Source organism: Sphingomonas lutea, from assembly GCF_014396785.1.
Taxonomy (GTDB): Bacteria; Pseudomonadota; Alphaproteobacteria; order Sphingomonadales; family Sphingomonadaceae; genus Sphingomicrobium; species Sphingomicrobium luteum.
Genome location: NZ_CP060718.1, coordinates 22,326 through 45,723, shown reverse-complemented (window position 1 = coordinate 45,723; position 23,398 = coordinate 22,326). Strand labels below are relative to the sequence as shown.

At 64.3% G+C, this 23,398-nt stretch carries 18 protein-coding genes and 1 tRNA gene; 9 read left to right on the top strand and 10 right to left on the bottom strand.

The genetic code is table 11. The annotated features are described in order from the left end of the window. Positions 1-12 precede the first annotated feature (12 nt). From H9L13_RS00250 to H9L13_RS00230, 5 genes are all read right to left on the bottom strand, one after another. Positions 13-3,297, bottom strand: coding sequence for a S8 family serine peptidase (locus H9L13_RS00250; RefSeq protein WP_187538036.1), 3,285 nt, complete (start codon positions 3,295-3,297; stop codon positions 13-15). A gap of 42 nt (positions 3,298-3,339) precedes the next feature. Continuing rightward, positions 3,340-3,789 (bottom strand): hypothetical protein, encoded by a 450-nt coding sequence (locus H9L13_RS00245; RefSeq protein ID WP_187538035.1) that lies wholly within the window; start codon positions 3,787-3,789, stop codon positions 3,340-3,342. 11 nt (positions 3,790-3,800) lie between these two features. Then, the gene (locus H9L13_RS00240) at positions 3,801-5,762 is read right to left on the bottom strand and encodes an alpha/beta hydrolase (protein WP_187538034.1); all 1,962 of its coding nucleotides are present in this window, start codon (positions 5,760-5,762) and stop codon (positions 3,801-3,803) included. Further along, the gene (locus H9L13_RS00235) at positions 5,759-6,562 is read right to left on the bottom strand and encodes a hypothetical protein (RefSeq protein ID WP_187538033.1); all 804 of its coding nucleotides are present in this window, start codon (positions 6,560-6,562) and stop codon (positions 5,759-5,761) included. The genes H9L13_RS00240 and H9L13_RS00235 overlap by 4 nt, the downstream gene beginning before the upstream one ends. 440 nt (positions 6,563-7,002) lie before the next feature. Beyond that, positions 7,003-7,078 (bottom strand) — tRNA-Thr (locus H9L13_RS00230). A gap of 142 nt (positions 7,079-7,220) precedes the next feature. On the opposite strand from H9L13_RS00230, the gene H9L13_RS00225 reads away from it, so the two are divergent. From H9L13_RS00225 to H9L13_RS00215, 3 genes are all read left to right on the top strand, one after another. Then, entirely contained in the window at positions 7,221-8,567 is a 1,347-nt protein-coding gene (locus tag H9L13_RS00225) for a PAS domain-containing protein (RefSeq protein ID WP_187538032.1), read from the top strand. Between the two features lie 84 nt (positions 8,568-8,651). Beyond that, entirely contained in the window at positions 8,652-13,292 is a 4,641-nt protein-coding gene (locus H9L13_RS00220) for an NAD-glutamate dehydrogenase (protein WP_187538031.1), read from the top strand. Between the two features lie 37 nt (positions 13,293-13,329). After that, positions 13,330-14,208, top strand: coding sequence for an ATP-grasp domain-containing protein (locus H9L13_RS00215; RefSeq protein ID WP_187538030.1), 879 nt, complete (start codon positions 13,330-13,332; stop codon positions 14,206-14,208). Here H9L13_RS00215 and H9L13_RS00210 read toward each other — a convergent pair. From H9L13_RS00210 to H9L13_RS00195, 4 genes are read right to left on the bottom strand one after another with little or no spacing between them, the layout of a single operon-like run. Next, a complete protein-coding gene (locus H9L13_RS00210) occupies positions 14,164-14,403 on the bottom strand; it encodes a ribbon-helix-helix domain-containing protein (protein ID WP_187538029.1) in 240 nt (79 codons plus the stop codon). The two genes, H9L13_RS00215 and H9L13_RS00210, sit on opposite strands and share 45 nt — an antisense overlap. Beyond that, the gene (gene phbB, locus H9L13_RS00205; RefSeq protein WP_187538028.1) at positions 14,403-15,125 is read right to left on the bottom strand and encodes an acetoacetyl-CoA reductase; all 723 of its coding nucleotides are present in this window, start codon (positions 15,123-15,125) and stop codon (positions 14,403-14,405) included. The genes H9L13_RS00210 and phbB overlap by 1 nt, the downstream gene beginning before the upstream one ends. Positions 15,126-15,158: 33 nt before the next feature. After that, positions 15,159-16,166, bottom strand: a complete 1,008-nt coding sequence (hemH, locus tag H9L13_RS00200; protein WP_187538027.1) for a ferrochelatase — start codon at positions 16,164-16,166, stop codon at positions 15,159-15,161. Between the two features lie 14 nt (positions 16,167-16,180). Then, positions 16,181-17,848: a class I adenylate-forming enzyme family protein gene (locus H9L13_RS00195; RefSeq protein ID WP_187538026.1), complete on the bottom strand. Its 1,668-nt coding sequence runs from the start codon at positions 17,846-17,848 to the stop codon at positions 16,181-16,183. Between the two features lie 66 nt (positions 17,849-17,914). Between H9L13_RS00195 and lgt the strand changes: the two genes are divergently transcribed. The 6 genes from lgt (at position 17,915) to H9L13_RS00165 (ending at position 22,866) form a co-directional block, all read left to right on the top strand. After that, the gene (gene lgt / locus H9L13_RS00190) at positions 17,915-18,796 is read left to right on the top strand and encodes a prolipoprotein diacylglyceryl transferase (protein ID WP_187538025.1); all 882 of its coding nucleotides are present in this window, start codon (positions 17,915-17,917) and stop codon (positions 18,794-18,796) included. A 65-nt stretch (positions 18,797-18,861) separates the two neighbouring features. After that, complete coding sequence (locus H9L13_RS00185; RefSeq protein ID WP_187538024.1) at positions 18,862-19,770, top strand: class I SAM-dependent methyltransferase; 909 nt, start codon at positions 18,862-18,864, stop codon at positions 19,768-19,770. Next, complete coding sequence (locus H9L13_RS00180; RefSeq protein WP_187538023.1) at positions 19,767-20,291, top strand: GNAT family N-acetyltransferase; 525 nt, start codon at positions 19,767-19,769, stop codon at positions 20,289-20,291. The genes H9L13_RS00185 and H9L13_RS00180 overlap by 4 nt, the downstream gene beginning before the upstream one ends. Then, positions 20,288-21,049, top strand: a complete 762-nt coding sequence (gene pgeF / locus H9L13_RS00175; RefSeq protein WP_187538022.1) for a peptidoglycan editing factor PgeF — start codon at positions 20,288-20,290, stop codon at positions 21,047-21,049. Before H9L13_RS00180 ends, pgeF begins: the two co-directional genes overlap by 4 nt. A gap of 48 nt (positions 21,050-21,097) precedes the next feature. Next, on the top strand, positions 21,098-22,408 hold the full coding sequence (locus H9L13_RS00170; protein WP_187538021.1) for a cystathionine gamma-synthase family protein: 1,311 nt from the start codon (positions 21,098-21,100) through the stop codon (positions 22,406-22,408). Positions 22,409-22,440: 32 nt separating this feature from the next. Next, positions 22,441-22,866: a Cif family virulence factor gene (locus tag H9L13_RS00165; protein WP_187538020.1), complete on the top strand. Its 426-nt coding sequence runs from the start codon at positions 22,441-22,443 to the stop codon at positions 22,864-22,866. Between the two features lie 3 nt (positions 22,867-22,869). Here the strand turns inward: H9L13_RS00165 and H9L13_RS00160 are convergent, their stop codons facing one another. Next, positions 22,870-23,319 carry a hypothetical protein gene (locus H9L13_RS00160; protein ID WP_187538019.1) on the bottom strand — a complete coding sequence of 150 codons (450 nt, stop codon included), beginning with the start codon at positions 23,317-23,319 and terminating at the stop codon, positions 22,870-22,872. Positions 23,320-23,398 lie beyond the last annotated feature (79 nt).

The window sequence follows — 23,398 nt, the reverse complement described above, 5'->3', positions numbered from 1 at the left end:
CGCGACGCGGGTTTAGCCCTTGCGCTTTTTCGTCCTTAATTGCCGCCCGTCGACCAAGATCGAAGCCGAGCCGCTGACTTCGCCGTTCGGCTGCCGTTGCATGATGACGATCTCGTATCTCCCTGTCGGAGACCGCCCACCTCCGCTTGCGCCGACAATGATGGGGACAAGGCGGCCGGCCCCCGCATAGATTGGGATGCGGACCTGGGGCCTCGGCAACAACAGCAGGACATTGCGGCCGTTCTTCCGGCCGATCCGCCAGCCTGCGCGCTCAAGCAGACGGGATGGCCGAAGCGACGGCCTGACCATTACGTCGCCATCCTCCACCTGGGGCTCGGGCCGGTCGTGCGGCGCATGGATACTCCGCAGCTGACGAAACAGTCTGGGGTCCATCAGATCGACATACAGCTCGACCGAAGGCGGTAGCTTGCCGCGGAAGATGTCCACATAGAGCAAGTCTGCGCGATTGGCCTCGTTTCCGACGATGACCGCCATCTCAAAGTCTGAAGCGGAATCCGGGCCGACGATGGTAATGTTCTTCTGCGCAAGATTATTGTCGTCCCAGACATGGTTGCCGGTCGCCGCCGGGCCGTCGTGCGGCGCAATCTCCGCCAACAGGCAGGGGTGCCAAGTTACGGTGCCGGACGCGACCGTCGATGGCGGAATGAGGGCGGCCGGCCATTCGATCACCACCACTTGCTCCCCGCCCGGGGGGACGCCGGCAACCTTTGCCTCTCCGATGAAATAGGTTCCCGGGGTCACGGGTACAGGTAGCGGATCCCCGGGTCCGTTGGTCGGCTGAAAGGATTCCGGATAGGTGAATTCCAGGCCGGGAAAATGCGTGATCGACAACCGCACCCATGCATCGAGCGACGCCGTCGTGCCATTGTTGTGGACTCGGGCATAGATCCAGTTCGGCTGGCCTCGGACCGGAGTTTGGTGCGGCCCCGCCGCGCCATAGCTGGCGGGTAATGCGCCCGGGTCCATCGCCGGCGCAGTTGTTCTGCACCAGATATCGGGACTGTTCCAGAATGCGCCGCTGGTCGCAACGATTCCGACGTCGGAAAGATTGTCGCGAATGACGAGATCGCGGGTCATCCCATAATCGATCGCCGCCTGGACCGCCGCCTCCGCATCGACCCGTCCATAGCCGTACCATTGGCTTCGAACCGCGGGCTGGCCGGACGTCACGGACGGGTTCCCGCTGGCGTCGAGCCATTGGCCGGTCGGATCCGTATTGGCGAGGTCGAGCTTGATTGCCGTGTCGCGCATCACCTGCCGCGCTTCGATATAGGTCAGGTCGGGGTTGGCGGAGAGGACAAGGGCGGCAACGCCGGCGCACAAGGGTGTCGCGGACGACGTGCCGCCGAAGTTATTCTTGTGATTGGCCGGGCCGGTCTGAATCAAGTCTCCAGCCGCGTGCGCGTTCAGGAGCGCGCTGGCGAGCGTGACCTGATTCGTCGCGCCATCGACCGCAGTGATTCTCGCCGGCTCACTGCCAAGGGCACCGATCGGTCCCACGTGGATCACGTCATTCACCGCGAAACCCACAATGGTCACGAATGTCAGGGTATTTGCGCCTGCGACGCTTGCGGAAGAAATCGTGGTCGAAGCTTGCGGAAAGCTGATGAGATTGCCCAGGCCGGCATGGCTGGCGGCCCAAGGCATGAAGCCGGTCGGAGGATTGTGGACCGTGGGGGATTGGTCCTGCGACGGCGAACAGAAGGCAATCTGTCCCCATCCAGAATAGGGGGCACGGACCTCGGTGACGCCGTCGTTTGCGTAGGAGATGGCAGCAATGCCGAAGCATTTTTCATACGCGCCGTAAGGGCGCGCAATGACGTTGTTTTGGTTGGCATTCCCCGTCGAGAAGAAGCACATCGTTCCCTTGCCGCCGCGGCCGAAGGTGGTGACGAAGTCGAGCGCGGCCCTCGCGATTCCTGACAGGGCTGCTCCCGCGCCGGGCGTCAGGCTGCAGGTGATCACATCCGCGCCGCGAAGCGGCGGCGTCGCCGGAAAGCCGGCGACCGGGCTCTGAGGATCGAATCCCGCCATCCAGATATACTGATCGGCGACATACAGATCGGTCGAAGCCGTGCCCGCGCACAGCATGACTTGCACGTTTGGGGCGCTGCCGACCAGGCCGTACGTCTGGCCGGCGACCGGCGACGGATTATTCGCCATCGCCGCCGACACGCCAGCGACGCCCGAGCCGTGATCGCTCCACGGACTGTCATTATTAGCCACCATGTTGATGAAGTCGAACGCGGCGAGCACCTTGGGCTGACCGTTGCTCAAATTACCGGTGAAGTCGGCGTTGGTCGGGATTCCGGCCGCCGTCTGCGTTCCGCTGTCCCAGACCGCAAGCAGTATGTTCGGGTCTCCAAAAGGCTCGAGGCCCGCATCCTGAAGATTCTGCCACGCATCGGGAAGTCCGATCAGCTGGCGATCCCACAGGCCCGCCCACAGAAAATCGGTGGGCGTTATCGCGTCAAGTTCGGGAGTGACGACCAGGCTCGGCTCGGCCCACTCGACGTCAGGCCGCTTCGCCAAACGCTCGATGGCATCCAGAATCTCGAGCGTTGCCGGCTTTTGCCAGCGCAGAACATAGCTATGCGGCGCGTAGACGATTTCGCGCGTGACGCTGAAACCGAGGCTTTCCGCTATCCGTTGCACGTCCCGTAGACGGGGACCGTTGAAGCGGACGATCACATCCTGCGTGAGGTGCGAGAAGTTGCCCCCCTCGCGCAGGGATACGACCGCGCCCACATGCTCAATGGCGGGATGCTCGGATAGGCGGGCCAACATCGCTCGTGCGTTGGTCACGGGCACTTCGAACAGGAACGTCCCGGAGCGTTCGGCTAACTCTGAAGCGCGCTGCGGCTTTATCTTCAGGGATCGCAGCAACTCATTGACCTTGGACGCGTCGCGCCGCGCACGCTGGGACAAGGTAAGCGCGAAAAGGTTTCTCGGCGCCTCCACCGGCATCCGCACTTTCTCACGGAAATAATATCTGGAGCCGCGCGGGCCCAACACGAACAGCTCCCGGTTCTCACCGCTCGTGAGGCCGACGTCACGAGCCTGCTCTTCGTAACCCTCGCTTGTGACGCGGACCTCTCCGCGAAGCGGAGTGCGGATTTCTGCGACGTAACTGTGGCCTTCCCGTGCAAATCGTGCGGCCGCACCTTTGCTATTGTCGCCTCTGAATTCCACTTTCGCAGCCTTGAGGGGCTCACCGTTGACATCGACGACGTCGACAACAAGCCGCGCCGATAGCATCTTGTCTTGCGTTGCCATGTCTCCGGCTCCTTCGGCTTAAAGGGTTGTCAGGCGCTCTCTCTATTCCGTCAGGACTGCCAACGGATCCTCGTCCGACTTCAGCTTGCTGATCTTGCGAATGAGCTCGATGGTGACGACCACCGTCCTTGCAGAAAGCCTGTCGCGGTCCAGCTTTTCACCAGAGGCTCGATAGTTCGCGATGCGTCCGAATGCGCTCGAGCCGTATCCAAATTCCACGATCGACCCGGAAAGGTCTGCGTCCAGCGGGAAATAGCCGGTGATCGCGGACCCATCGTCGGCAACGTCCGCGATCCAGCTTCTGGCTCCGCGCCGGCGTTCGTCGACAATCTGCACGAACGGTTCTGCGTTCATGTGCGGGAAGATAGCGCCCCGGATCTCAATCGCGAGCAGCAGGTGCGGCCGATCGTTGAGGTCGAGCAGGGTTTCAAAGGTCCGGGTGCTGAGCTTGGTCTGCTCGCGGACAGAAAGCATCTGGGAAATGGAAAACATCCTGATGTCCTTCAAGCTGAGAATTCGATTTCATCGACGCAGACTTCACCTGCCGGAGTCTCGGACAGAACAAGGCTGACCGACACCACATTGGTAAGGTCGACTTTCGGTTGACCGGCGCAGACGATGGTCCACGCACTTAACGGGATGCGTACCGTCAGGAGCGCGGACTTGGTGCGCGTCGAAACCGGCCGGACATCCGGATACGGCAGTGTGCTGAAAGCGCCAACCCGCACCGCGCGTTCGTTACCTGCTCCATCCCTGAGGGCGATCCTCAGGTTCTGCGCGGCGTTCGCCGGATTGATCGCACTTCCGGCCACTTGACCAAGGCGGATGCTCAGAACGTCAGCTGCCGATACGTTCCCCTGCCCGGCGGGGATGGCCCAGTCGATCCTGTCGCCGATATTGTCCCATCGGATCCGCATGCCGCTGCTGTCATGCGGCGAAAGGGGATCGATTCCACTGGCTGCAGGATGATCCCTAAGCTTCCCTTCGGCCGGCGTGACCGGGAGACCGGTCGAGGTCACCGCTCCGCCACTGGAACTCGTTGTCCAAGTTGCATTGGCCTGGAAATCGTCGATGACGCTCGCCGCGGCACGGCGGAATTGAGTCTGCACCAGCGTTCCATTGACGCTCACGGACGGCGGTACCCAATCCCCGCTGAACATGCCCTCCCATCTTGGGTCGGCGCTAAGCTCCTTGCGGAAGAAGGCGTTCGTATATGCCAGCATCACCTTTTGCTGGTCGGCCACGCTTATGCAGGTCGACGCTTCACCGCTGAAATCCTCGTTATAGTTGATGAAACCGTTGTGGCTTGCCCGGTGCACGAACAGCATTTGCTTGGATGCGTCGGCGCTCCGGTCGTAGAGGGCGAAGCCGGTTTGCGCCGTTGTGTAGCCGGGTGTGTAGATGTCGCCTTTGATGTCTCCGTCTCTCGATCCGTAAAGAACGAAATGCGGCGTGGCCCACGGCGCGACGAGCGTCTCGTGTCCGTACTGGTCGGTGGGAGCGAGCGCCATCAGGGCGTTGAGGCCATGACCTAGCCCTTGCTGCTGGTTGAGGCGTGCCGCCTTGATCACCGCTTCGCCGCCGCGGCTGTGCCCCAGCAATCCGATGTTGTTCTGAAGCTTCGACCCAAATGCCGGCTTGAGTATCCCGAGATGCTCGAACAGCATGTTGGCGCGCCCGAGCCCGGACATGCCCGAATTGATATGGATGCTCGCGGCAATGAACCCGTTGCGGGCGAGATGCTGCAGTAGAAAATCGTAGCTGGTGTAGTTGTGCCCGTTGCCGTGAATCACGACGATCAAGGGATAGTTTGCGGACACGCCGCTGATCTGCGCAGGGCTTGTGACGCCTGGCGCATCAGCGGGAAAGAAGACGTTCGCTTTGCGCGGGACGGAAACGTTGACGCTCGCGAAGCCACCCGGTGTGCTGTACGAGCCCGCTTCGTCGACGACTGTCGCGATCCCTTGGGTCGTCTCGTTGTAGAACCACTGACCGACCTGCGCCCAATCGCCGAGGGTGCCCGGGTCCTCGACAACCCGGAAGCCGGCGATGAAGTAGCCATCGATGATATCGAGCGGCGTGTTGTATTGCGCGTCGCTGACGAAGCTTGCAGCGTCCGGTGTATTATTTCCGAAGTCGGCGACGATGTCATACTCTCCGGGTTGGCTTGCACCGGGCCACAACAACACCTTGTTGGCATTGATGCAGCCCGCTTGAACCTTGATCTTCGGCACCGCGGCATTCCCGCCAAGGATCGCCAGGTGAGCCAGGGAATTGTCCGCATTCCATTGCACATCCGACTTGCTCGGAATGACGTAGAGCGCGCACATTTTGCTGACATTGCCGGGATCGACGATGCCTGGATCTAGCGCACCCCACACATCGGCACCGACTTCAAACGTGTCGGTGAAGCGAAAATAGGGAGCGCCGGAAACCGTTCGCCCGCTGATCGGAATTTTGTTCACGCAGCCCCCAGGACGGGCTTTGCGCGCCAGAAATCCTCGCGGACCACCAAGCCGGTGATGCGCCTGCTTCCGATGATGTCATGTCGAGTGACGAGCGGGGCGAGGTGATGTTCGTAGCCGTAGCGGATCGGACGCACGATCAGGTCGTATGCGCCCGGCGGAAGATCGCGGGCCAGCGGGAACCTCGTGACCCGGGCGTCACCTTCCCTGATCTCGACCTCCATCCGCGCGGGATCACCCGTTCTCGTCAATGCCTCTTCCAGGCGCGCACCAACGTACCAGTCATGCTGGCGCGCTACCGCCGTCACGACCACGGATCCGGATGATGCAAGGCCGGCCAGCAGGAGGTGCGGTTCTTCGCCTTCTTCGTCGACGGCATTGAGGAGGCGGCCGGCCGCGTCGACCACGGCCACGAGCGGCCGCGTCAGGCGCTTTTCGATCACAGCTTTCGCCGCGGTGATTTTGCGCCGTTCCTGCCGGACGACGATTTCTATCGTCCTGCCGCCAAACCTCTCAAGAGCTTCAACCAAAGTGTATCGCGCGCCCGACGCGGGGTCGTCGAAGCCCAGCTGCGCCCAGATCACGGTGGCGGGAATGTTTCCGTCCCGGTCGGAGATCAGCCGCAAATCGAGCGCGGTCTTCTGATCGATCCGAATGTTGAGGTCATGAACCTTGGCCGGTGCCAAGCCGCTCGCCTCTAAGGCGATGCTTTCCCCGACGTTGAAGCGCGTGGCGGCCCGGTCATCATCTCCGACAAGGCGGATAGCCGGTTTGCGCGCCGGTCTGCGTGCGGTATTCATGGTTTTCGCTCCCCGCGGTAATTTGGTCGACCTATCGGGAAGGTGCCCCGAGGATCGGCGGCGCTGTCGCGCTGGCTCTGATCTGCCCGCTTGCGCGAGCGTCAGGATCGAAAGGGCAGCAGAATCCTGGCGTGGGCGCTCGAGGAAAATTCAGGTTCCGTGACCATGCGCGGTCTCCACAACAACGGGTAACCCACCGCCCAATGGGCCGCGAGTTGCACAATCAGTCAGTCGGCAAGCTGATGTCACAATATCGGCTAAATAACATAAATTAGCAACGCCCGAAGAAACGCATTCTCTCAAGGCGTTATAGTCAGGCAGACGCGCGACTCAGATCGAGTGCTTGTCGTTTACTGGCCGGTTCACAAATGTAGGATCAGATCACGGGCGGGCTACGCAAAAGAGACGATCGCCTGCACGGCCGCTCATCGATTTTAGGGTGGTGCCGCTTAGGTGACTCGAACACCTGACCCCATCATTACGAATGATGTGCTCTACCAGCTGAGCTAAAGCGGCTTGGCTTCCCGGAAGGCTGGGCCCCTAACAAAGCGACCGCGCGCGGGCAAGGGCATCAGGCCGTATCGCATCATGGATGTGATTAACTTCATGGTAACCACGCTGGGCCATTTTCTCTGCCAAATGAAGGGGTGGAGCGGCAATGGACGGGTTCCGCGGGTATCCAAGTGACTTCGAGCCTTCGGTGGCCGCCGATGCATCTGCGGCCGCCGTCGCTGCGGCGATCGGTACGGACGAGCGGCGCATGCATGTGCGTGCCTATAATTACTGGGTGTCGCTGCTCGACGGTCGCGACTTCCCGTCGATCGAGGATCTCGAACCCGGCAATCTCGAGGATTTTTCGGCGCACAGCGTATTGCTCGATTTTACCTGCGGCCGCGATAGCCCGGCGATGCCCTACATTGGGGGCGCCATCCGCGAGGAATGCGGGCTGGCCGACGACGCACGAACGACTTCGGAGGTGCCGAGCCGGTCGCTGCTGTCGCGGCTGACGGACCATTATCTGCAGATCATCGCCAACCGCGCGCCGATCGGCTTCGAAGCCGAATATGTGAACCAGCGCGAAGAGAATATCTGCTATCGCGGCATCCTCATGCCCTTCTCGTCGGACGGCGAGACGATCGATTTCATCTACGGCGTCATCAACTGGAAGGCCGTGGACGCTACCCCCGATACGGCCTTCGTTCCGATGGTGCCGATGCTGGACCTGGCCTCCGCCGCCGACGTTCCGGACGCGTTTCCCGAGCTGTTGCTGGGAGGCGACGATGAGGCTCCGCCAGCTGACGTCCCGGCTGTTTCCGAATCCGCGGACGAGCATGTCCAGCCAGTTCCCCATTTCTCTTGGGAAGACGGCCCGCTGCATGACGACAGCGACGACGATGGCCTGGCAGTTCCTGCTCTCGACGCCGACGCCGGTCTGGCAGACCGCTTATGGGCGGCGCGCGAAGGGGCCGAGGCGGTCAAGCTGGGTGAGGGGCGCACCCGCGGCGCACTCTACGCTGCGCTGGCTTTGGCCTACGATTTCTCCTTGGCCGCGACGGACGACCCTGAAGGCTACGCCGAAATCCTCGACGATTCTGGGGTGAAGGCGCAGGCGCGGGCGCCGATGACGCCGGTCGTGAAGTTGGTTTTCGGCGTCGATTACGACAAGGCGCGGCTGACGGAGTTTGCGGCTGCGCTTTCCCATGCCCACCGGCAGCAGGTCGAAGCCGGGAAATTCCGCGATTTCATCGAAGGCCAGGCCGGCGGCCTCAAGGCGCTGGTTGCCGCGGAGCGCGCTGCGCGCCGACCGGGACCGCGCCCGGACGATCGCGGAGACGCGGCCCGCGCCAAGCTGCGCCGGGCACCGGCCATCGCGCTGGCCGATGTGCCCGTCGAGGCCGAATTTGCGGTGGTTGTTACGCGCCGAAGTGCCGATGGGCAGCACCAGCTGGTCGCCGTCCTCAACGACGAGCCCCTGGCCGAACGCGTCATCCGTCGCGCCGCCTGACAGCTAGCCCACGGGGTTGTCCGCTTTGGGAGCGCGGGTCTATAGGCCGCCCGCATCGCCCCACTCGCGGAGCCCAATCACCCCATGACGGCCCACACGCGCCTGCCTCAGCCGCTCGTTGAATCCATTCGCAAGGCCTTGACCCGCAATGCGCTCCCCGGGGAGACGCGCGGCTTCGATCGGGACAGTGAGCGGGAGGCTGCCGAATTCCTTGCGGAAGTCGCCGCCAAGCGAGCGCCCGGCGAAATCGAGATCGCGGTCCAGTCGACCGGCGGCGAGGCGGGCAACCGGCGCATGCGCATCGGCATCGTCAATGACGATATGCCCTTCCTGGTCGATTCGGTCGCAAACGCCATCGCCGCGCGTCAGGTGACGATTCATCGCCTGCTTCACCCCGTGGTTTGCGTCCGCCGCGACGGCAAGGGCGTTCTTAATGGCGTTGAGCTGCTGTGCGCGGACAAGGGCCGCCGCGAATCCATGATGTACATTGAGCTCGACCGGATCGACGCCAAGGCGCGCCAGGCATTGGCGGCCGACCTGCGCCGCGTGCTGACCGACGTCCGGCTGGCGGTTCGCGACTGGCATCCGCTGCAGGACAAGATGCGGGCCGACGCCGCGGCGATCGACGATCCCGAAGGCTCCGCGCTGCTGAACTGGTTTGCCGATGGGGCGATGACGCTTCTCGGCTACCATGTCGAGAAGCCGGGCGTGGTCCCGACCGAAGGGCTGGGTATCTTCAGCGTTCCCGGCGCGCCTACGGATGAGGGCGGGGCACTTGGTGCCATGCGCTATTTCGAGAATGGCGGACAGGTGCCGTTGATGGCCAAGGCCGAGCGAAAGTCGAGCGTTCATCGCCGCGTGCCGCTCGACCTCGTCGTGGTTCCTCTTAAAGAGGGCGGCAAGATCGTTGGTATCGGCGTTCACGCCGGCCTGTGGACCAGCCAGGCGTTGACCGTGCCGGCGGAAGAGGTGCCGGTGCTTCGCGCGCGCCTCGAACAGCTGGACAAGGATTTTGGCTTCGATCCCAAGGGCCATTCCGGGAAGGCGTTGCGGCACGCCGTAGCCTCCCTTCCGCGCGACCTGCTGATTACCGTCGATCATGAGTCGACTCGCCAGCTGGTGCTCACCGCAATGTCGCTGGCCGACCGCCCGCGGCCGACCCTGGTCCAGGTTCGAAGCATCCTTAAAGGGCAGCTCTTCACCTTCGTCTGGCTGCCGCGCGAGGACCTGACCACCTCCCGCCGGACGGCGATCGCACTGCTTCTCGGGTCGGAGGTCGGACGCGACATCACCAGCTGGTCGGTGGAGCTTGGCGATGGCGACCTCGCGCTCATCCGCTACACGCAATATATCGACGCTGCCGCGCCGCCTCCCGACACGGAAGCGCTCGACTCCGCCGTGGTCGAGATGGTGCGCGGCTGGGCGCCGGCGGTCGAAGGCGAGCTGATCGAGGCGGCCGGTCCGGCCCGCGCCACGCGCCTTGCACTGACCTATCTTGGCGCCTTCCCGGACGGCTATCGCGCGCGAACCGCGCCCGAGGAGGGCGCTGCGGACATCCTGCGCTTGTGCACGCTGAACAGCGACGCCGACCGAAGCGTGCGCATTTCGCAGTCGGAAGCCGATGCACCGGGCCACCTGCGTTTGAAGACCTATCGTGAGGGCGCGCTCATCCCGCTGTCCGAGGCCGTCCCGGTCCTGGAGAATTTCGGTTTCCGCGTTCTCGAGGAAGTCCCCACGGCGCTCGTGGGGCAGCTCGGCTTTATCCACGACTTCCGCGTCGAAGTGGCAAGCGAAGCCGACCTTGCTTCCATCAACGCGCGCCTGCCGGAGATCGAACAGGCAATCTCCAACGTGCTTTGCGGCGCCGCCGAAAATGACGAGTTCAACCAGCTCGTGCTCTACGCCGGCCTCGGCACGCAGGCGGTCGTCTGGCTGCGCGCCTGGTTCCGCTATTTGCGTCAGACGGGAAGCTCCTTCGGCCTGATCACGATCGTCGATGCGCTGCGCCGCGCGCCCAATGCGACGCGCGCGCTGGTCGACCTGTTCGTTGCCGCGCACGATCCCGCGGCCGAAGACCGCGAAAAGCAAGTGGCGCGCAATCGTCAACGCCTCGACGACGCACTAGCCAAGGTCCGATCGATCGACGACGACCGCATCCTGCGGCGCCTGCGCGCATTGGTCGAAGCGATCTTGCGCACCAATGCCTTCGCACCGGCAGCGGCCGAAGCGCTGGCGTTCAAGATTGATTCCGCGCGCGTACCCGGGCTGCCGGCACCGGTGCCGTGGCGCGAGATTTGGGTCTACAGCCCGCGCATCGAAGGCATTCACCTGCGCGGCGGGCCGATCGCCCGCGGCGGCCTGCGCTGGTCGGACCGGCGTGACGACTTCCGCACCGAAATCTTGGGCTTGGTCAAGGCGCAGATGGTCAAGAATGCGGTGATCGTGCCCACGGGCGCCAAGGGCGGCTTCTACCCCAAGCAATTGCCGTCGATCACCAATCGCGATGCCTGGCTTGCGGAAGGGACCGAAAGCTATCGCATCTTCATCCGCTCACTGCTGTCGATCACCGACAACCTCGTCAACGACAAGGTCGTCCATCCCGACGGCGTCGTCATCCACGATGGCGACGATCCCTATTTCGTCGTCGCCGCCGACAAGGGCACCGCGACCTTCTCCGACGTCGCCAATGCCATCGCGCTCGAACGCAATTTCTGGCTGGGTGACGCCTTCGCCAGCGGCGGATCGAACGGCTACGATCACAAGGCGATGGGAATCACCGCGCGTGGGGCGTGGATTTCCGTCCAGCGGCACTTTTTGGAAATGGGCATCGACGTGCAGACCGACGATGTCACGGTCGCCGGCTGCGGCGACATGTCGGGCGACGTGTTCGGCAACGGCATGCTGCTCAGCAAGTCGATCAAGGTCGTCGCCGCGTTCGACCATCGTCACATCTTCATCGATCCCAATCCCGACGCGAAGAAGAGCTGGGCGGAGCGAAAGCGCATGTTCGAGCTGCCGCGGTCGAGCTGGGACGATTACGACCGCGACCTCATTTCCAAGGGCGGCGGGGTGTTCGCGCGCACCGAAAAATCGATCGAGATCAGCGCCGAGATGCGCAAGCTGCTGGGCATCGACGCCCGCTCGCTCGACCCGACGAGCCTGATCAACGCGATCCTCAAGGCGGACATCGACCTGTTGTGGTTCGGCGGCATCGGCACCTACATCAAGGCCTCCACACAATCGCACGCCGATGTCGGCGACCCGGCCAACGACGTGCTGCGCGTCAGTGCCGACGAAGTGCGCGCCAAGGTCATTGGCGAGGGCGCGAACCTGGCCATCACGCAGGCGGGCCGGATTGAATTCGCCGAGAACGGCGGGCGCATCAACACGGACTTCATCGACAATAGCGCGGGCGTCGACTGTTCGGATAATGAAGTGAACATCAAGATCCCGCTCAACCGCGAAATGCGCGAGGGCCGCCTGACCGAGGCCAAGCGCAATGCCTTGCTGGCCAAGATGACCGACGACGTGGCGGAGCTCGTTCTTGAAGATAATCGGCTTCAATCGCTGGCTCTCTCGGTCGCCGAAGCCGGCGGTGCGCATGCCGTGCCTCGCTTCGCCCGGACGATCGAGCTGCTCGAAGCCACGGGCCGGCTCGACCGCAAGGTCGAGGGGCTGGCTTCGAACGAGGACCTGATCCGCCGTGCGCAGGAAAATCGCGGCCTGACCCGGCCCGAGCTCGCCGTGGTCCTCTCGATCTCCAAGATCGCGCTGCAGGATGCGGCGGAAGATCTGCAGCTGGCCGACGACAAATTGCTCGAGCCGCAATTGTTCGACGCTTTCCCCATGCCGATGCGCAAGGCCCATGCTGCGGCGATTCGCGCGCACCGCCTGCGCCATGAGATTGTCGCGACCAAGGTCGCCAATCGCCTGGTCAATCGCCTTGGCCCGGGCATGGCGTTCGACCTCACGGAGGAAGAGGGCGCCTCGCTCCAGCAAGTCGTGAGTGCCTTCCTGGTCGTCGAACGGCTGCTCGACCTTGAGAAGCTGTGGCTGGAGATCGAGGAGGATTCGCTTCCCGAGGCCATTAGAGTGGAGTTGTTCGCAATTGCCGCGGCAACGGTGCGTGCGCATCTGTCGGACGTGCTTCGCTCGGTCGGTGGGGAGACCAACGTCAGCAAGCTGTGCGCGCGGCTGGAGCCGGGCGTCCGCAAGATTGCGTCACAGGCAACCCGTCTGATCCGCTCTGAAGTCCGCAATGAGGCCGCCGCGCGCCGCGACCGGTTGATTGCGCTTGGCGCAAGTGAGGACATCGTTCGCGGGCTGGTGCGCCTGTACGAGCTCGACGGGATATTCGGGATCGCCGCGCTTGCCGCCGACCGCAAGAGCGATGAGCTGGCGCTGACCCGGGCCTATACCACTCTAGGTGAAGCGCTGGGCGTCGATTGGGCACAGCAGCAGGTCGCGCGCTTCGTGCCGTCCGACCAGTGGGAGCGGCTCCTGACCGCCGGGCTGGCGCGCGATTTCGAGCAGCTCCGCATCGACTTCCTCGCCCGCCATCGGGGCAAGGACCCTGATGCCACGGTCACGGCCTGGATTGAGGCTCAGCACGAGCGAATCGCGCAGTTCCGCAAGCTGGTCGAGCGGGCGCGCGCCGAGGGGCAAGTCAGCGCCTCGATGCTCGGGCAGATCGCAAGCCAGGCGCGCATTCTTTTGTCGCGATGAGGCCGTCATCGCGAGCCAAAGTGCGCCCCCGCTAGCCTTGCGCGCCCTGATCCTCGTCCCGCCGGCCGATTATGCGGTCGACTGGCGCTGGGCGTTCGACCCTCAAGCTCGCGCGCTCCGGGAAGGGGGGTTTGATGTCACGACGGCACCGTGGAACGACGTGGGTTGTGTTGCCGGATTTGACCTCCTCCTGCCGCTGGTTGCCTGGGGCTATCATCAGCGGTTCGGCGAATGGCTCCGCCTGCTCGAGCGCTTCGAGCGCGAGCGAGTGCCGGTGGAGAATGCTCCGGCGACACTGCGTTGGAACAGTGACAAGGCCTATCTTGCCGAATTGTCCGCACGCGGCGTTGCCACGGTACCGACGCTGACCGTTCCCTCGCTCGACGACGCGGCCCTGGAACATGCGCGGACGCAGTTCGGAACCGCCGATCTGGTCGTCAAGCCGACGGTTTCAGCGAGTGCCTACGGAACCTATCGGCTAAGCCCGGGCGATCCTGTCCCCGGCCTCGTCCGCGGCTGGCGGATGCTCGTACAGCCGTGGCTAGACCGGATCACGGACGCGGGAGAATATTCTTTGATCTTTTTCGGCGAGCGCTTCAGCCACGCCGTGAGCAAGGTCCCGCGAGCCGGGGAGTTTCGGGTGCAGCCTGAATGGGGCGGTTACATCGTCCGCTGCGATCCGCCCGACGGCGCGCTCGAACTCGCCCGCGCGGCGTTGGCCGCTGCGCCTGTTTCCACGACATATGCGCGCGTCGACCTGGTCATCGGCAATGATGGTGGTTTGCAGGTCATCGAACTGGAGCTGGTCGAACCGGCCCTGTTCCTGGAACAGGCGCCCGAGGCCGCCGCGCCTTTTGCCGCCGCGATGCGGTCAGCTGTCGAGCGTGCGCGCGAACAGCCATTGGCGGATCGCTGAGGTCAGGTTGGGCGGCGTCGGGGAATCGAGCCGCGCGGCATCGATCTCCGCGACCAGGGCATTCATCGGCGCCCCGCCCGCACGTGCCGCGGCTTCAAGGGCATACCAGAAGATCGGCTCCAGGCTGACCGATGTCGCATGGCCCGCGATCAGCACGGAACGCTTGACCGGCGGGGCGTAGCGAACCGCCTCCATCAGTACATGTGCTGCCCGCCGTTGATCGACAGGGTCGATCCGGTGACGAAACCCGCATTCTCGTCGACCAGGAAGGCAACGCCGCGCGCAATCTCCTCCGCCTTGCCGAGACGATTGACCGGAATCTTGGCGATGATCTTGCCCAGCACTTCCTGCGGCACGGCAGCGACCATGTCGGTGTCGATGTAGCCGGGCGCGATCGCATTGACGGTTACGCCGGCGCGCGCGCCTTCCTGTGCCAGCGCCTTGGTGAAGCCGTGGATGCCCGATTTGGCGGCGGCGTAATTGACCTGGCCGTACTGGCCCGCCTGGCCGTTAATCGACCCGATGTTGACGATGCGCCCATAGCCGCGGCCGACCATGCCTTCGAATACCGCCTTGGCCATGTTGAAGCAGCCGCCAAGATTGGTGTCGATGACCTCCTGCCACTTCTGGTGATCCATGCGCTTCATCGTCGTGTCGCGCGTGATGCCGGCATTGTTGACGAGGACGTCGACGGGCCCGAGTTCGCTTTCGACCTGGCGTACGCCTTCCTGGCAGGCGTCATAGTCGGACACGTCCCACTTGAAGGCGCGGATGCCGGTGCGGTCACTGAATTCGCGCGCGCGCTCGTCATTGCCGGCGTAATTCGCCGCGACATTCATGCCCATGTCCTTCAGCGCCATGCTGATCGCTTCGCCGATACCGCGCGTGCCGCCGGTGACGATCGCCACTCGAGCCATGCTGTCCTCTCCCATTGTTGATCGCTGCGGCGCTTAGGTCCGGGGAACCCAGCCTGCAAGTTCCCGGCGGACCAACTGCTCCAGCATGGTCATCCCTTCGGCTGAATCGTTGAGGCAGTCGAGCAGGGCGAAGCGCTCGCCGCCGGCGGCAAGGAAGCTGTCGCGCCCGCGGATACCCAGTTCTTCCAGCGTTTCGAGACAGTCGGCCGAAAAGCCCGGCGCTGCGACCGCGACGCGACGGATGCCTCGCTCGGGATAAGCGTCGAGTGTCGCATCGGTTGCCGGGCCGAGCCACTTGGCCCGCCCGAAGCGCGACTGGAACGCAATATCCGTCGGTACCGCCAGCTTCTCGCCGACGAGGCGCGCGGTCTTCTGGCAGTGGCAGTGGTAAGGATCGCCGAGCTCGAGCGTCCGTTGCGGCATGCCGTGAAAGCTGAGCAACAAGCGGTCGGGCGTGAAATCGAGCGCCGCCAACTGGCGCGACAGATTGGCGGCAAGCGCGTCGATATAGACGGCATCGTCATAATATGGCGGCAGGATGCGCAATGTCGGCTGCACGCGCATGCGCGCCAATGCCCCGAACAAGGCATCGTTCGCAGTCGCGGTCGTCGCTGCACAATATTGCGGATAGAGCGGCGCCGCGAGGATCCGGTTGCACCCCGCGTCGCGCAGGCGCGCAACGGTCGATTCGATCCCGGGGTTGCCGTAGCGCATTGCATATTCGACCCGCGCAGAATCGCCCAACCGCGCCTGCAGTGCCTTGGCCTGCCGCCGCGCAACGACCGCCAGCGGCGATCCTTCATTGGTCCACACCTGGCCATAAGCATGCGCCGACTTGCGCGGCCGCGTGCGCAGGATGATGCCGTGCAGGATCGGCTTCCACGCGAGCCGCGGGATTTCCACCACGCGCGGGTCGCTTAGGAATTCGGCGAGGTAGCGGCGTACCGCGCTCGCCTCCGGCGCATCGGGCGTGCCGAGGTTGATCAGCAAAACGCCGATCTGCGGTTCCGGGATCGCTGGATGGTCGTTGGGAGGGGTCACACCGCGATCAAGCGTCAATGGGCGTACTGGGTCTTCAACGATCGCCGATCGATCTTGCCCGTGCCCAGCCGCGGCAACGGCTCAGTCGCAAAAATGAAGCGTTCGGGAATCTTGAACTTGGCAATCCGGCTGTCGAGAAACGCGCGCAGTTCGCTTTCGCTCAGCTCGGCGTCGTCGCGGACGTAGATCACCGCGATCGGCACTTCGCCCAGTCGCTCGTCAGCCATGCCGAACACCGCTGCCTCGGCCACCGCCGGGCAGGCATAGCATTCGGCCTCGACCTCGGCGGCTGAGATGTTTTCGCCGCCGCGGATGATGATTTCCTTCTTGCGGTCGACGATGAACAAATAGCCGTCCTCGTCGAGATAGCCAACGTCGCCGGTGCGAATGTAGCCGTCAGCCGTGAACAGCGCCGCGGTCGCTTCCGGGTTGCGCCAATAACCCTTGATGTTGGCCGCACTGCGGATCGCGATTTCCCCGACCTCGCGCGGCGGCAGGTGGCGTTCGCCCTCGCCGAGGATCGCGGCCTCGATATAGGGCAGCTGTGCGCGGCCGGTGGAGGCGGGCTTGGCGGCATAATTGCCCCAGAAATTGCTGAACCCCGCGGCGTTGGTTTCGGTCAGGCCATAGCCCAGTGCCGGCTGCGCCTCGGGGAATTCGCTTTGCAGCCGCTCGACATGGCTGATCGGCCGCGGCGCGCCGCCAGCGGTGATGTCGCGCAGCGACGACAAGTCATATTTGTCGCGGTCGGGGTGGGTCATGAGCTCGAGGCTCATGGTCGGGACGCCGACGAAATAGGTGATCTTTTCCTTTTCGATGAGTCTCAGCGCTTCGCTCGCGTCCCATTTGGGCATGACCACCATGCAGCGCGCGACGACGAAGCTGTTGAGCATCACCGGCACTTCGCCGGTGACATGGAACAGCGGCACGCTGAGCAGGGTGCGCGGCGGGCTGGTCGGCGCGCGCCCCGCCTCGGTGAGGACGCCGAGCAGGCACATCAGCCCTGTTGCATAGGCGTAGGTTGCGGTGGTCACCGCGCGATGCGTCGAGACCGCGCCCTTGGACTCCCCGGTGGAGCCCGAGGTGAAGAGGATCGTCGCATCGTCATCCGGTGCGATGTCGGGCAGCGGGGCGGCAAGGTCTGCGCCCTCGAACAGCTCCGCCAGGGCGGTTTCGATCGGCTGGTCGACGGCCAGGCCGATGGTCGGAAATTGGCGCGGGCATTGCGCAAGGCGCTTGGCGCGCGGTGCATCGGCCAGGATCAGCGCTGGCTCGGTCAGTTCGAGCGCATGCTGAAGCTCGCCCGCTTCCCACCAGCCGTTGAGCAGGGTCGCGACGCCGCCGGCCTTGACGATCGCCATGTAGCTGACGATCCACGCCGGGCAGTTGCGCATTGCGATTCCGACGCGGTCGCCCTTGGCGATCCCGCGCGACACCAGGGCATGCGCAAGCCGCTCGGAAATCTCGTCCAATTGAGCAAAGGTGAAGCGCTCGTCGCCCGAGACGACGGCCTCGGCGTCCGCGTTCAGCTTGCAAAAGGCGCGCAGCAGGCCGGGGATCGTCGGCGGGAAATTGGCCACGATCGCCTGGCCCTTGTCATCCTTGCTTATGACCAGGCGCCCACCCGGCGCGGTCAAGCGCGCGAGGTTCTCGTCATATTTGCGGTCGAGCTCGCTTTGCACGCACCCTCCTTTTGCCCTTTACGGCCTCGCCTCTTATGAGGCGCACTCGGTTCAGGGGAAAGTCCTTTGCAGGTCAACAATAGTAGTTCGTTCGTCGCCTTCCCGGACCTAGGCCTTTCGCCCATCGCCTTGTCGATCGGTCCGTTCGACTTGCGCTGGTACAGCCTTGCCTATCTGGCCGGCATTTTCATTGGCTATTGGTACCTGCTGCGACTGCTCAAACGACCCGGCTCGCCGATGGACCGTCGCCATGGCGACGACCTCGTCTTCTACGCCGCGCTCGGGATCATCCTTGGCGGGCGGCTGGGCTATGTATTGTTCTACAATCTCGGCCAGTATCTCGAAAACCCGCTCGAGATCCTGAAGCTCTGGGACGGCGGCATGTCGTTTCACGGCGGGGTCGTCGGGACCTCGCTCGGTATCATCTATCTGTCGTGGAAGCAGAAGCTGAACTGGCTGCGGGTGCACGATTATGTCGCGTGCTGCGTGCCCTTCGGCCTGTTCTTCGGCCGGCTCGCCAATTTCGTGAACCAGGAGCTGTGGGGCGCGCCGACGCAGGTGCCGTGGGCGATCCGTTTCCAGGAGATCAGCCCGTTCGGCGAGCGCGTCCTCGGCCCCCCGCGCCACCCAAGCCAGCTGTACGAGGCGGGCCTTGAAGGGCTCGTCCTGTTCGGCATCCTGTGGTGGATGTTCTGGAAGACCGACGCCCGCTACCAGCCGGGCAAGCTCGTCGGCGCCTTCATCTTCTTCTACGGCCTGTTCCGCTTCGGGGTGGAGTTCATCCGCGAACCTGACCAGCAGCTTGTCGCCTTCACCCAGGCGACCGGCCTGCATATGGGCCAGTGGCTGTCGGTGCCGATGATCGTCGGCGGCCTATACCTGATGCTCACCGCCAAGCGCCGTCGCGTCCGCGTCGAGCCGACGGTCGGCGCGGAGAGCGTTGCCTGACCCCGCTCGAACGGGCACTGCGCGAACGGATCGGCACCGAAGGGCCGATCACGGTCGAGGCGTTCATGGACGCCTGCAACGCATATTATTACGGCACGCGCGATCCGTTTGGCGCACGCGGCGACTTCACCACTGCGCCCGAGGTCAGCCAGATGTTCGGTGAAATGGTGGGCGCGGCGCTGGCCGATTGCTGGATGCGCGCGGGCGCCCCCGCGGATGCCATTTATGCCGAGCTTGGCCCGGGGCGCGGCACGCTTGCGGCGGACGCTTTGCGCGTGCTGCGTTCGGCAGGTTTTGCGGGGCAGGTGCATTTGGTCGAAACCAGTCCGGTGCTTCGGGATGCGCAGAAAGAGGCCGTCACGGGCGCAATCTGGCACGAATCGATCGATGACATCCCACTCCAGCCGCTGCTTCTCGTGGGCAACGAATTTCTCGACGCTCTCCCGATCCAGCAATGGGTCGGCGCGGCCGAGCGACGCGTGCTCGTGGCGGCCGGCGGACTTGCCTTCGACCGAGACGGGGACGTGACGGAGACCTCCCCGGCTCGCGAACAGGCGGTCGGTGCGATCGCTAGCCGCCTTGCCGCCAAGGGCGGTGTCGCCTTGTTCATCGATTATGGTCATGCACGCAGCGCCCCTGGCGACACGCTCCAGGCCGTCTCCAGCCACGGATACTCGCCAGTCCTGGCCGACCCAGGCGAGCAGGATCTGACGTCGCATGTCGACTTCGAAGCCGTCGCTCGCGCCGCGACGGGGGCTGGCACGGTGGCGTCGGCGCTCGTCAGCCAGGGGGAATGGCTCAATGCGCTGGGCATCGGCGCACGCGCGGCGGCGTTGGCAGCCGCTAACTCCGATCGCGCGGATGAGCTCGCGGCGCAGGTGCAACGCCTTACGGGCCGAGATCAGATGGGCGAACTATTCAAGGTGATGGCGATTCGATCGCCGGCATGGCCCGAGCTCGCGGGATTGAGATGAACGTCACCTACAGAGACGCAGTCGATTGCGATGCAGCAGCACTGAAAGACCTGTTCGCCGAAACCTTCGTCGAAACCTTCGGTCATCTTTATCGTCCCGCGGACCTGCAGGCGTTCCTCGACGGCAACACCCTCGCCAGATGGCAAGAAAATCTGGCCAACCCCGACGTGAGCATCTGCGTTGCCGAAAGCGACCACCAACTCGTTGGTTTCATCGAGCTTGCGCCGAAGGGATTGCCGCATGACACGGATGTGCCGGCACTCGAGCTGCGGCGCCTGTATCTGAGGAGCAGCGCGCGCGGCCTGGGGATCGCCGATGCCCTGATGAGGTGGATCCTCGACAAGGCCTCTTCCCGCGGTGCGCAAGAGTTGGTTCTTTCCGTTTTCATCGACAATCATCGAGCTCGCCGGTTCTATGAGCGTTACGGATTCGACATCGTAGGGAAGTATGACTTCATGGTCGGCAGCCACGCGGATGAAGACCTGATCCTGCGGCACGTCATCATGCAGGGGCATGCATGAGCTCCGTCGAAGTCATCATGGCGTCGACCCTGCCGGGGAACCCGCACGGGTTCCTCGGGCGCCGGGGCGGGATCTCGACGGGCGATCTCGCGGGCCTCAACGTCGGCACCGGCAGCAACGACGAACGTGCGGCCATTGTCGAGAATCGCCGGCGCGCCGTCGCCGCCGTCCTTCCCGGCGCCGAGCTTGCCACGGTCCATCAGATCCATTCCGCGGAAGCCGTCTATTGCGCGCGTGCCTGGCCGCACGACGATCGGCCGCACGCCGATGCGCTGGTGACCGACCGCCCCGGCATCCTGCTCGGCATCCTCACGGCCGACTGCGCGCCCGTGCTTCTCGCCGACCGCGAGGCGGGCGTGATCGGCGCCGCCCATGCCGGCTGGAAAGGCGCCATCGGCGGTGTCACCGACGCCGTGATCGCCGTGATGGAAACGCGCGGCGCGCGCCGCGACCGCATCGTTGCTGCCGTCGGGCCATGCATCGCGCAAGCCTCTTATGAAGTGGACGACGGCTTCCGCGACCGCTTTATCGCCGCCGATGCCGGTAACGCGCGCTTCTTCGCTGGCCGGCAGTTCGATCTGGAAGGCTATGTCGGTCAACGGTTGCGGGCAGCGGGTATTGCTCTGGTCGAAGCGCTCCACCTCGACACCTATGCCGATCCCGACCGATTCTATTCCTACCGCCGCGCCACACACCGGGGAGAGGCGGACTATGGGCGACAAGTCAGCCTGATCGGCCTGCCGCCGAAACCGGCTTGACCCTCTTCGGACGACGGGCCTAGCGCTCATCATCCAAGGAGAGCCCTTTTGCCCACCGAAAATGAAGCCAGCGCCGAAACCTCGCAGCATCGGACGCCGCGGCCGTCGCCGACCAGCATCGGCAATCACAAGCTGAAGCCGCAGACGTTGATGCTCGGCTATGGCTTCGATCCGGAGCTGAGCGAAGGGTCGCTCAAGCCGCCGATCTTCCTCACCTCGACCTTCGTGTTCGAGACTGCGGCCGCGGGCAAGCGCTTCTTCGAAGGCGTCACCGGCAAGCGTCCGGGCGGCGCGGAAGGGCTGATCTATTCGCGCTTCAATGGCCCCAACCAGGAAATCCTCGAGGATCGCCTAGCGGTGTGGGAAGACGCCGATGACGCGCTCGCCTTCTCGAGCGGCATGTCGGCGATTGCGACCTTGCTGTTGACCTTCGTCCGGCCCGGCGACGTCGTCGTCCATTCGGGGCCGCTCTATGCCGCGACCGAGACGTTGATCGCCAAGATCCTCGGCCAGTTCGGCGTGTCGTGGCTCGACTTCCCGTCGGGAGCGTCGCGCGAACAGATCGACGCGGTGATTGCCGAGGCGAAAGCCAAGGGCCGTGTGTCGCTCATCTATCTCGAAAGCCCGGCCAACCCGACCAACCAATTGGTCGATGTCGAAGGGGTCGCTGCGGCGCGCGACGCCGCCTTTGGCGCGGACGACAAGCCGCCGATCGCGATCGACAACACCTTTCTGGGGCCGCTGTGGGCCAAGCCGTTGGCACAGGGCGCCGATCTGTCGATCTACAGCCTGACCAAATATGTCGGCGGGCACAGCGACCTTGTCGCTGGTGGACTGGTTGGTGAAAAGGGGCTGATCAATCAGGTGCGGATGTTCCGCAACACGATCGGAACGATCTGCGACCCCAACACTGCGTGGATGCTCCTGCGCAGCCTCGAAACGCTTGAGCTCCGCATGGACCGCGCGGGCGAAAATGCGCGGAAAGTGTGCGAATTCCTGCGCGATCACCCCAAGGTCGAAAAGGTCGGTTACCTCGGTTTCCTCGAGGAGGGCTCGACGCAGGCCGACATCTATCGCCGCCATTGCCTTGGCGCGGGATCGACCTTTTCGCTCTATCTGAAGGGCGGCGAGAAGGAGGCGTTCGCCTTCCTCGACAATCTGAAGATCGCCAACCTCGCGGTCAGCCTCGGCGGCACCGAAACCCTCGCCAGCGCGCCCGCGGCAATGACCCACCTGTCGGTCCCCGACGAACGCAAGAAGGCGCTCGACATCACCGACAATCTGGTGCGGATTTCGATCGGCGTCGAAGATCCCGACGATCTGATTGCCGACTTCGCCAACGCGCTGAACGCAGTTTGAAGCGGCCGCTAGCCGCGATCCTATCGGCGACAATGCTGGCCGGCTGCGCGCACGCCGTCCCCGCGCCTTGCCCGGCGTCACCGCGCGCCGAGGCCGAGATTGAGCGCACCGTCCAGGCCTTCTACCAGGCGCTGCGCACGGACGACCTCGGCGCCTTTCGGCGGGTAACCACGGCGCGTTTTTACTCGTTCGATGGCGGCGACCGCTACGACGGGATCGCGCTCGCCGAACTCATCCGCGACGCGCGCGCGGCCGGCCGGAAATTCACCTGGTCGGTCGGTCCGCTCGACACGCAGCGCCAGTGCAATGTTGCCTGGACCGCCTGGCAAAACAGCGGAAGCGCCGGCCCGGCCGGCCAGGTGAAGCCGGTGACCTGGCTCGAGTCCGCTGTGCTCGTGCATGACGGCAAGGCGTGGAAGATCGACTTCTTCCACTCCCATCGCGCGACAGCAAACTAGCGCCTAGCGTGGCACGTAGCTGGTCGGCCGGCGCACCGCGACGAGTTGATAGTCGACGCCGCCGTGATACAGCCCGCTTCCGCAAATGGTGTCGGGCCCGCCGGTCAGCTGCCCCCGGAAGCCGATTTCGCCCTCGCGCGTGGCGACTGACATCCTGACCGCGCCGTCGCCGTCGAGCGTCAGGCGGCGGATGACCACGGTATTGGTGCGATAAGGATGCAGCGATCCGGTGTACGCGCCGTCCATCGGCCCAATGGCGATGACGCCGGGTGAGGAAGCCTTGCCGACCTGCATCAGGAAATCCCATTGCCCCTGCAGATTGGGCGTCTTCCCGTTAGGCGCGAAGCGCGCTGCCTTGCACGCTTCAAGCGTGGGCGTAGCGGGCTCGGCGCACGCTGGCTTGGCCAGCGCAACAGCGACCGATACGATCAGGAGTGCGGGGAGAGGTTTCATCGATTCAATCCTTTTTATGCGTCGCGGATCGTTCCGCGTCGCCCCGCTTGATCGGTCGCCGATCGCCTCGACAAGCCAC

What these genes read in the sequence shown, in the direction of transcription:
- pgeF (WP_187538022.1), top strand. Translation starts at nt 20,288, where the DNA reads ATGAGCTCCGTCGAAGTCATCATGGCGTCGACCCTGCCGGGGAACCCG.
- H9L13_RS00225 (WP_187538032.1), top strand. Translation starts at nt 7,221, where the DNA reads ATGGACGGGTTCCGCGGGTATCCAAGTGACTTCGAGCCTTCGGTGGCC.
- H9L13_RS00165 (WP_187538020.1), top strand. Translation starts at nt 22,441, where the DNA reads ATGCTGGCCGGCTGCGCGCACGCCGTCCCCGCGCCTTGCCCGGCGTCA.
- phbB (WP_187538028.1), bottom strand. Translation starts at nt 15,125, where the DNA reads ATGGCTCGAGTGGCGATCGTCACCGGCGGCACGCGCGGTATCGGCGAA.
- H9L13_RS00160 (WP_187538019.1), bottom strand. Translation starts at nt 23,319, where the DNA reads ATGAAACCTCTCCCCGCACTCCTGATCGTATCGGTCGCTGTTGCGCTG.
- H9L13_RS00235 (WP_187538033.1), bottom strand. Translation starts at nt 6,562, where the DNA reads ATGAATACCGCACGCAGACCGGCGCGCAAACCGGCTATCCGCCTTGTC.
- H9L13_RS00250 (WP_187538036.1), bottom strand. Translation starts at nt 3,297, where the DNA reads ATGGCAACGCAAGACAAGATGCTATCGGCGCGGCTTGTTGTCGACGTC.
- H9L13_RS00220 (WP_187538031.1), top strand. Translation starts at nt 8,652, where the DNA reads ATGACGGCCCACACGCGCCTGCCTCAGCCGCTCGTTGAATCCATTCGC.
- H9L13_RS00180 (WP_187538023.1), top strand. Translation starts at nt 19,767, where the DNA reads ATGAACGTCACCTACAGAGACGCAGTCGATTGCGATGCAGCAGCACTG.
- H9L13_RS00210 (WP_187538029.1), bottom strand. Translation starts at nt 14,403, where the DNA reads ATGGAGGCGGTTCGCTACGCCCCGCCGGTCAAGCGTTCCGTGCTGATC.
- H9L13_RS00185 (WP_187538024.1), top strand. Translation starts at nt 18,862, where the DNA reads ATGGACGCCTGCAACGCATATTATTACGGCACGCGCGATCCGTTTGGC.
- H9L13_RS00245 (WP_187538035.1), bottom strand. Translation starts at nt 3,789, where the DNA reads ATGTTTTCCATTTCCCAGATGCTTTCTGTCCGCGAGCAGACCAAGCTC.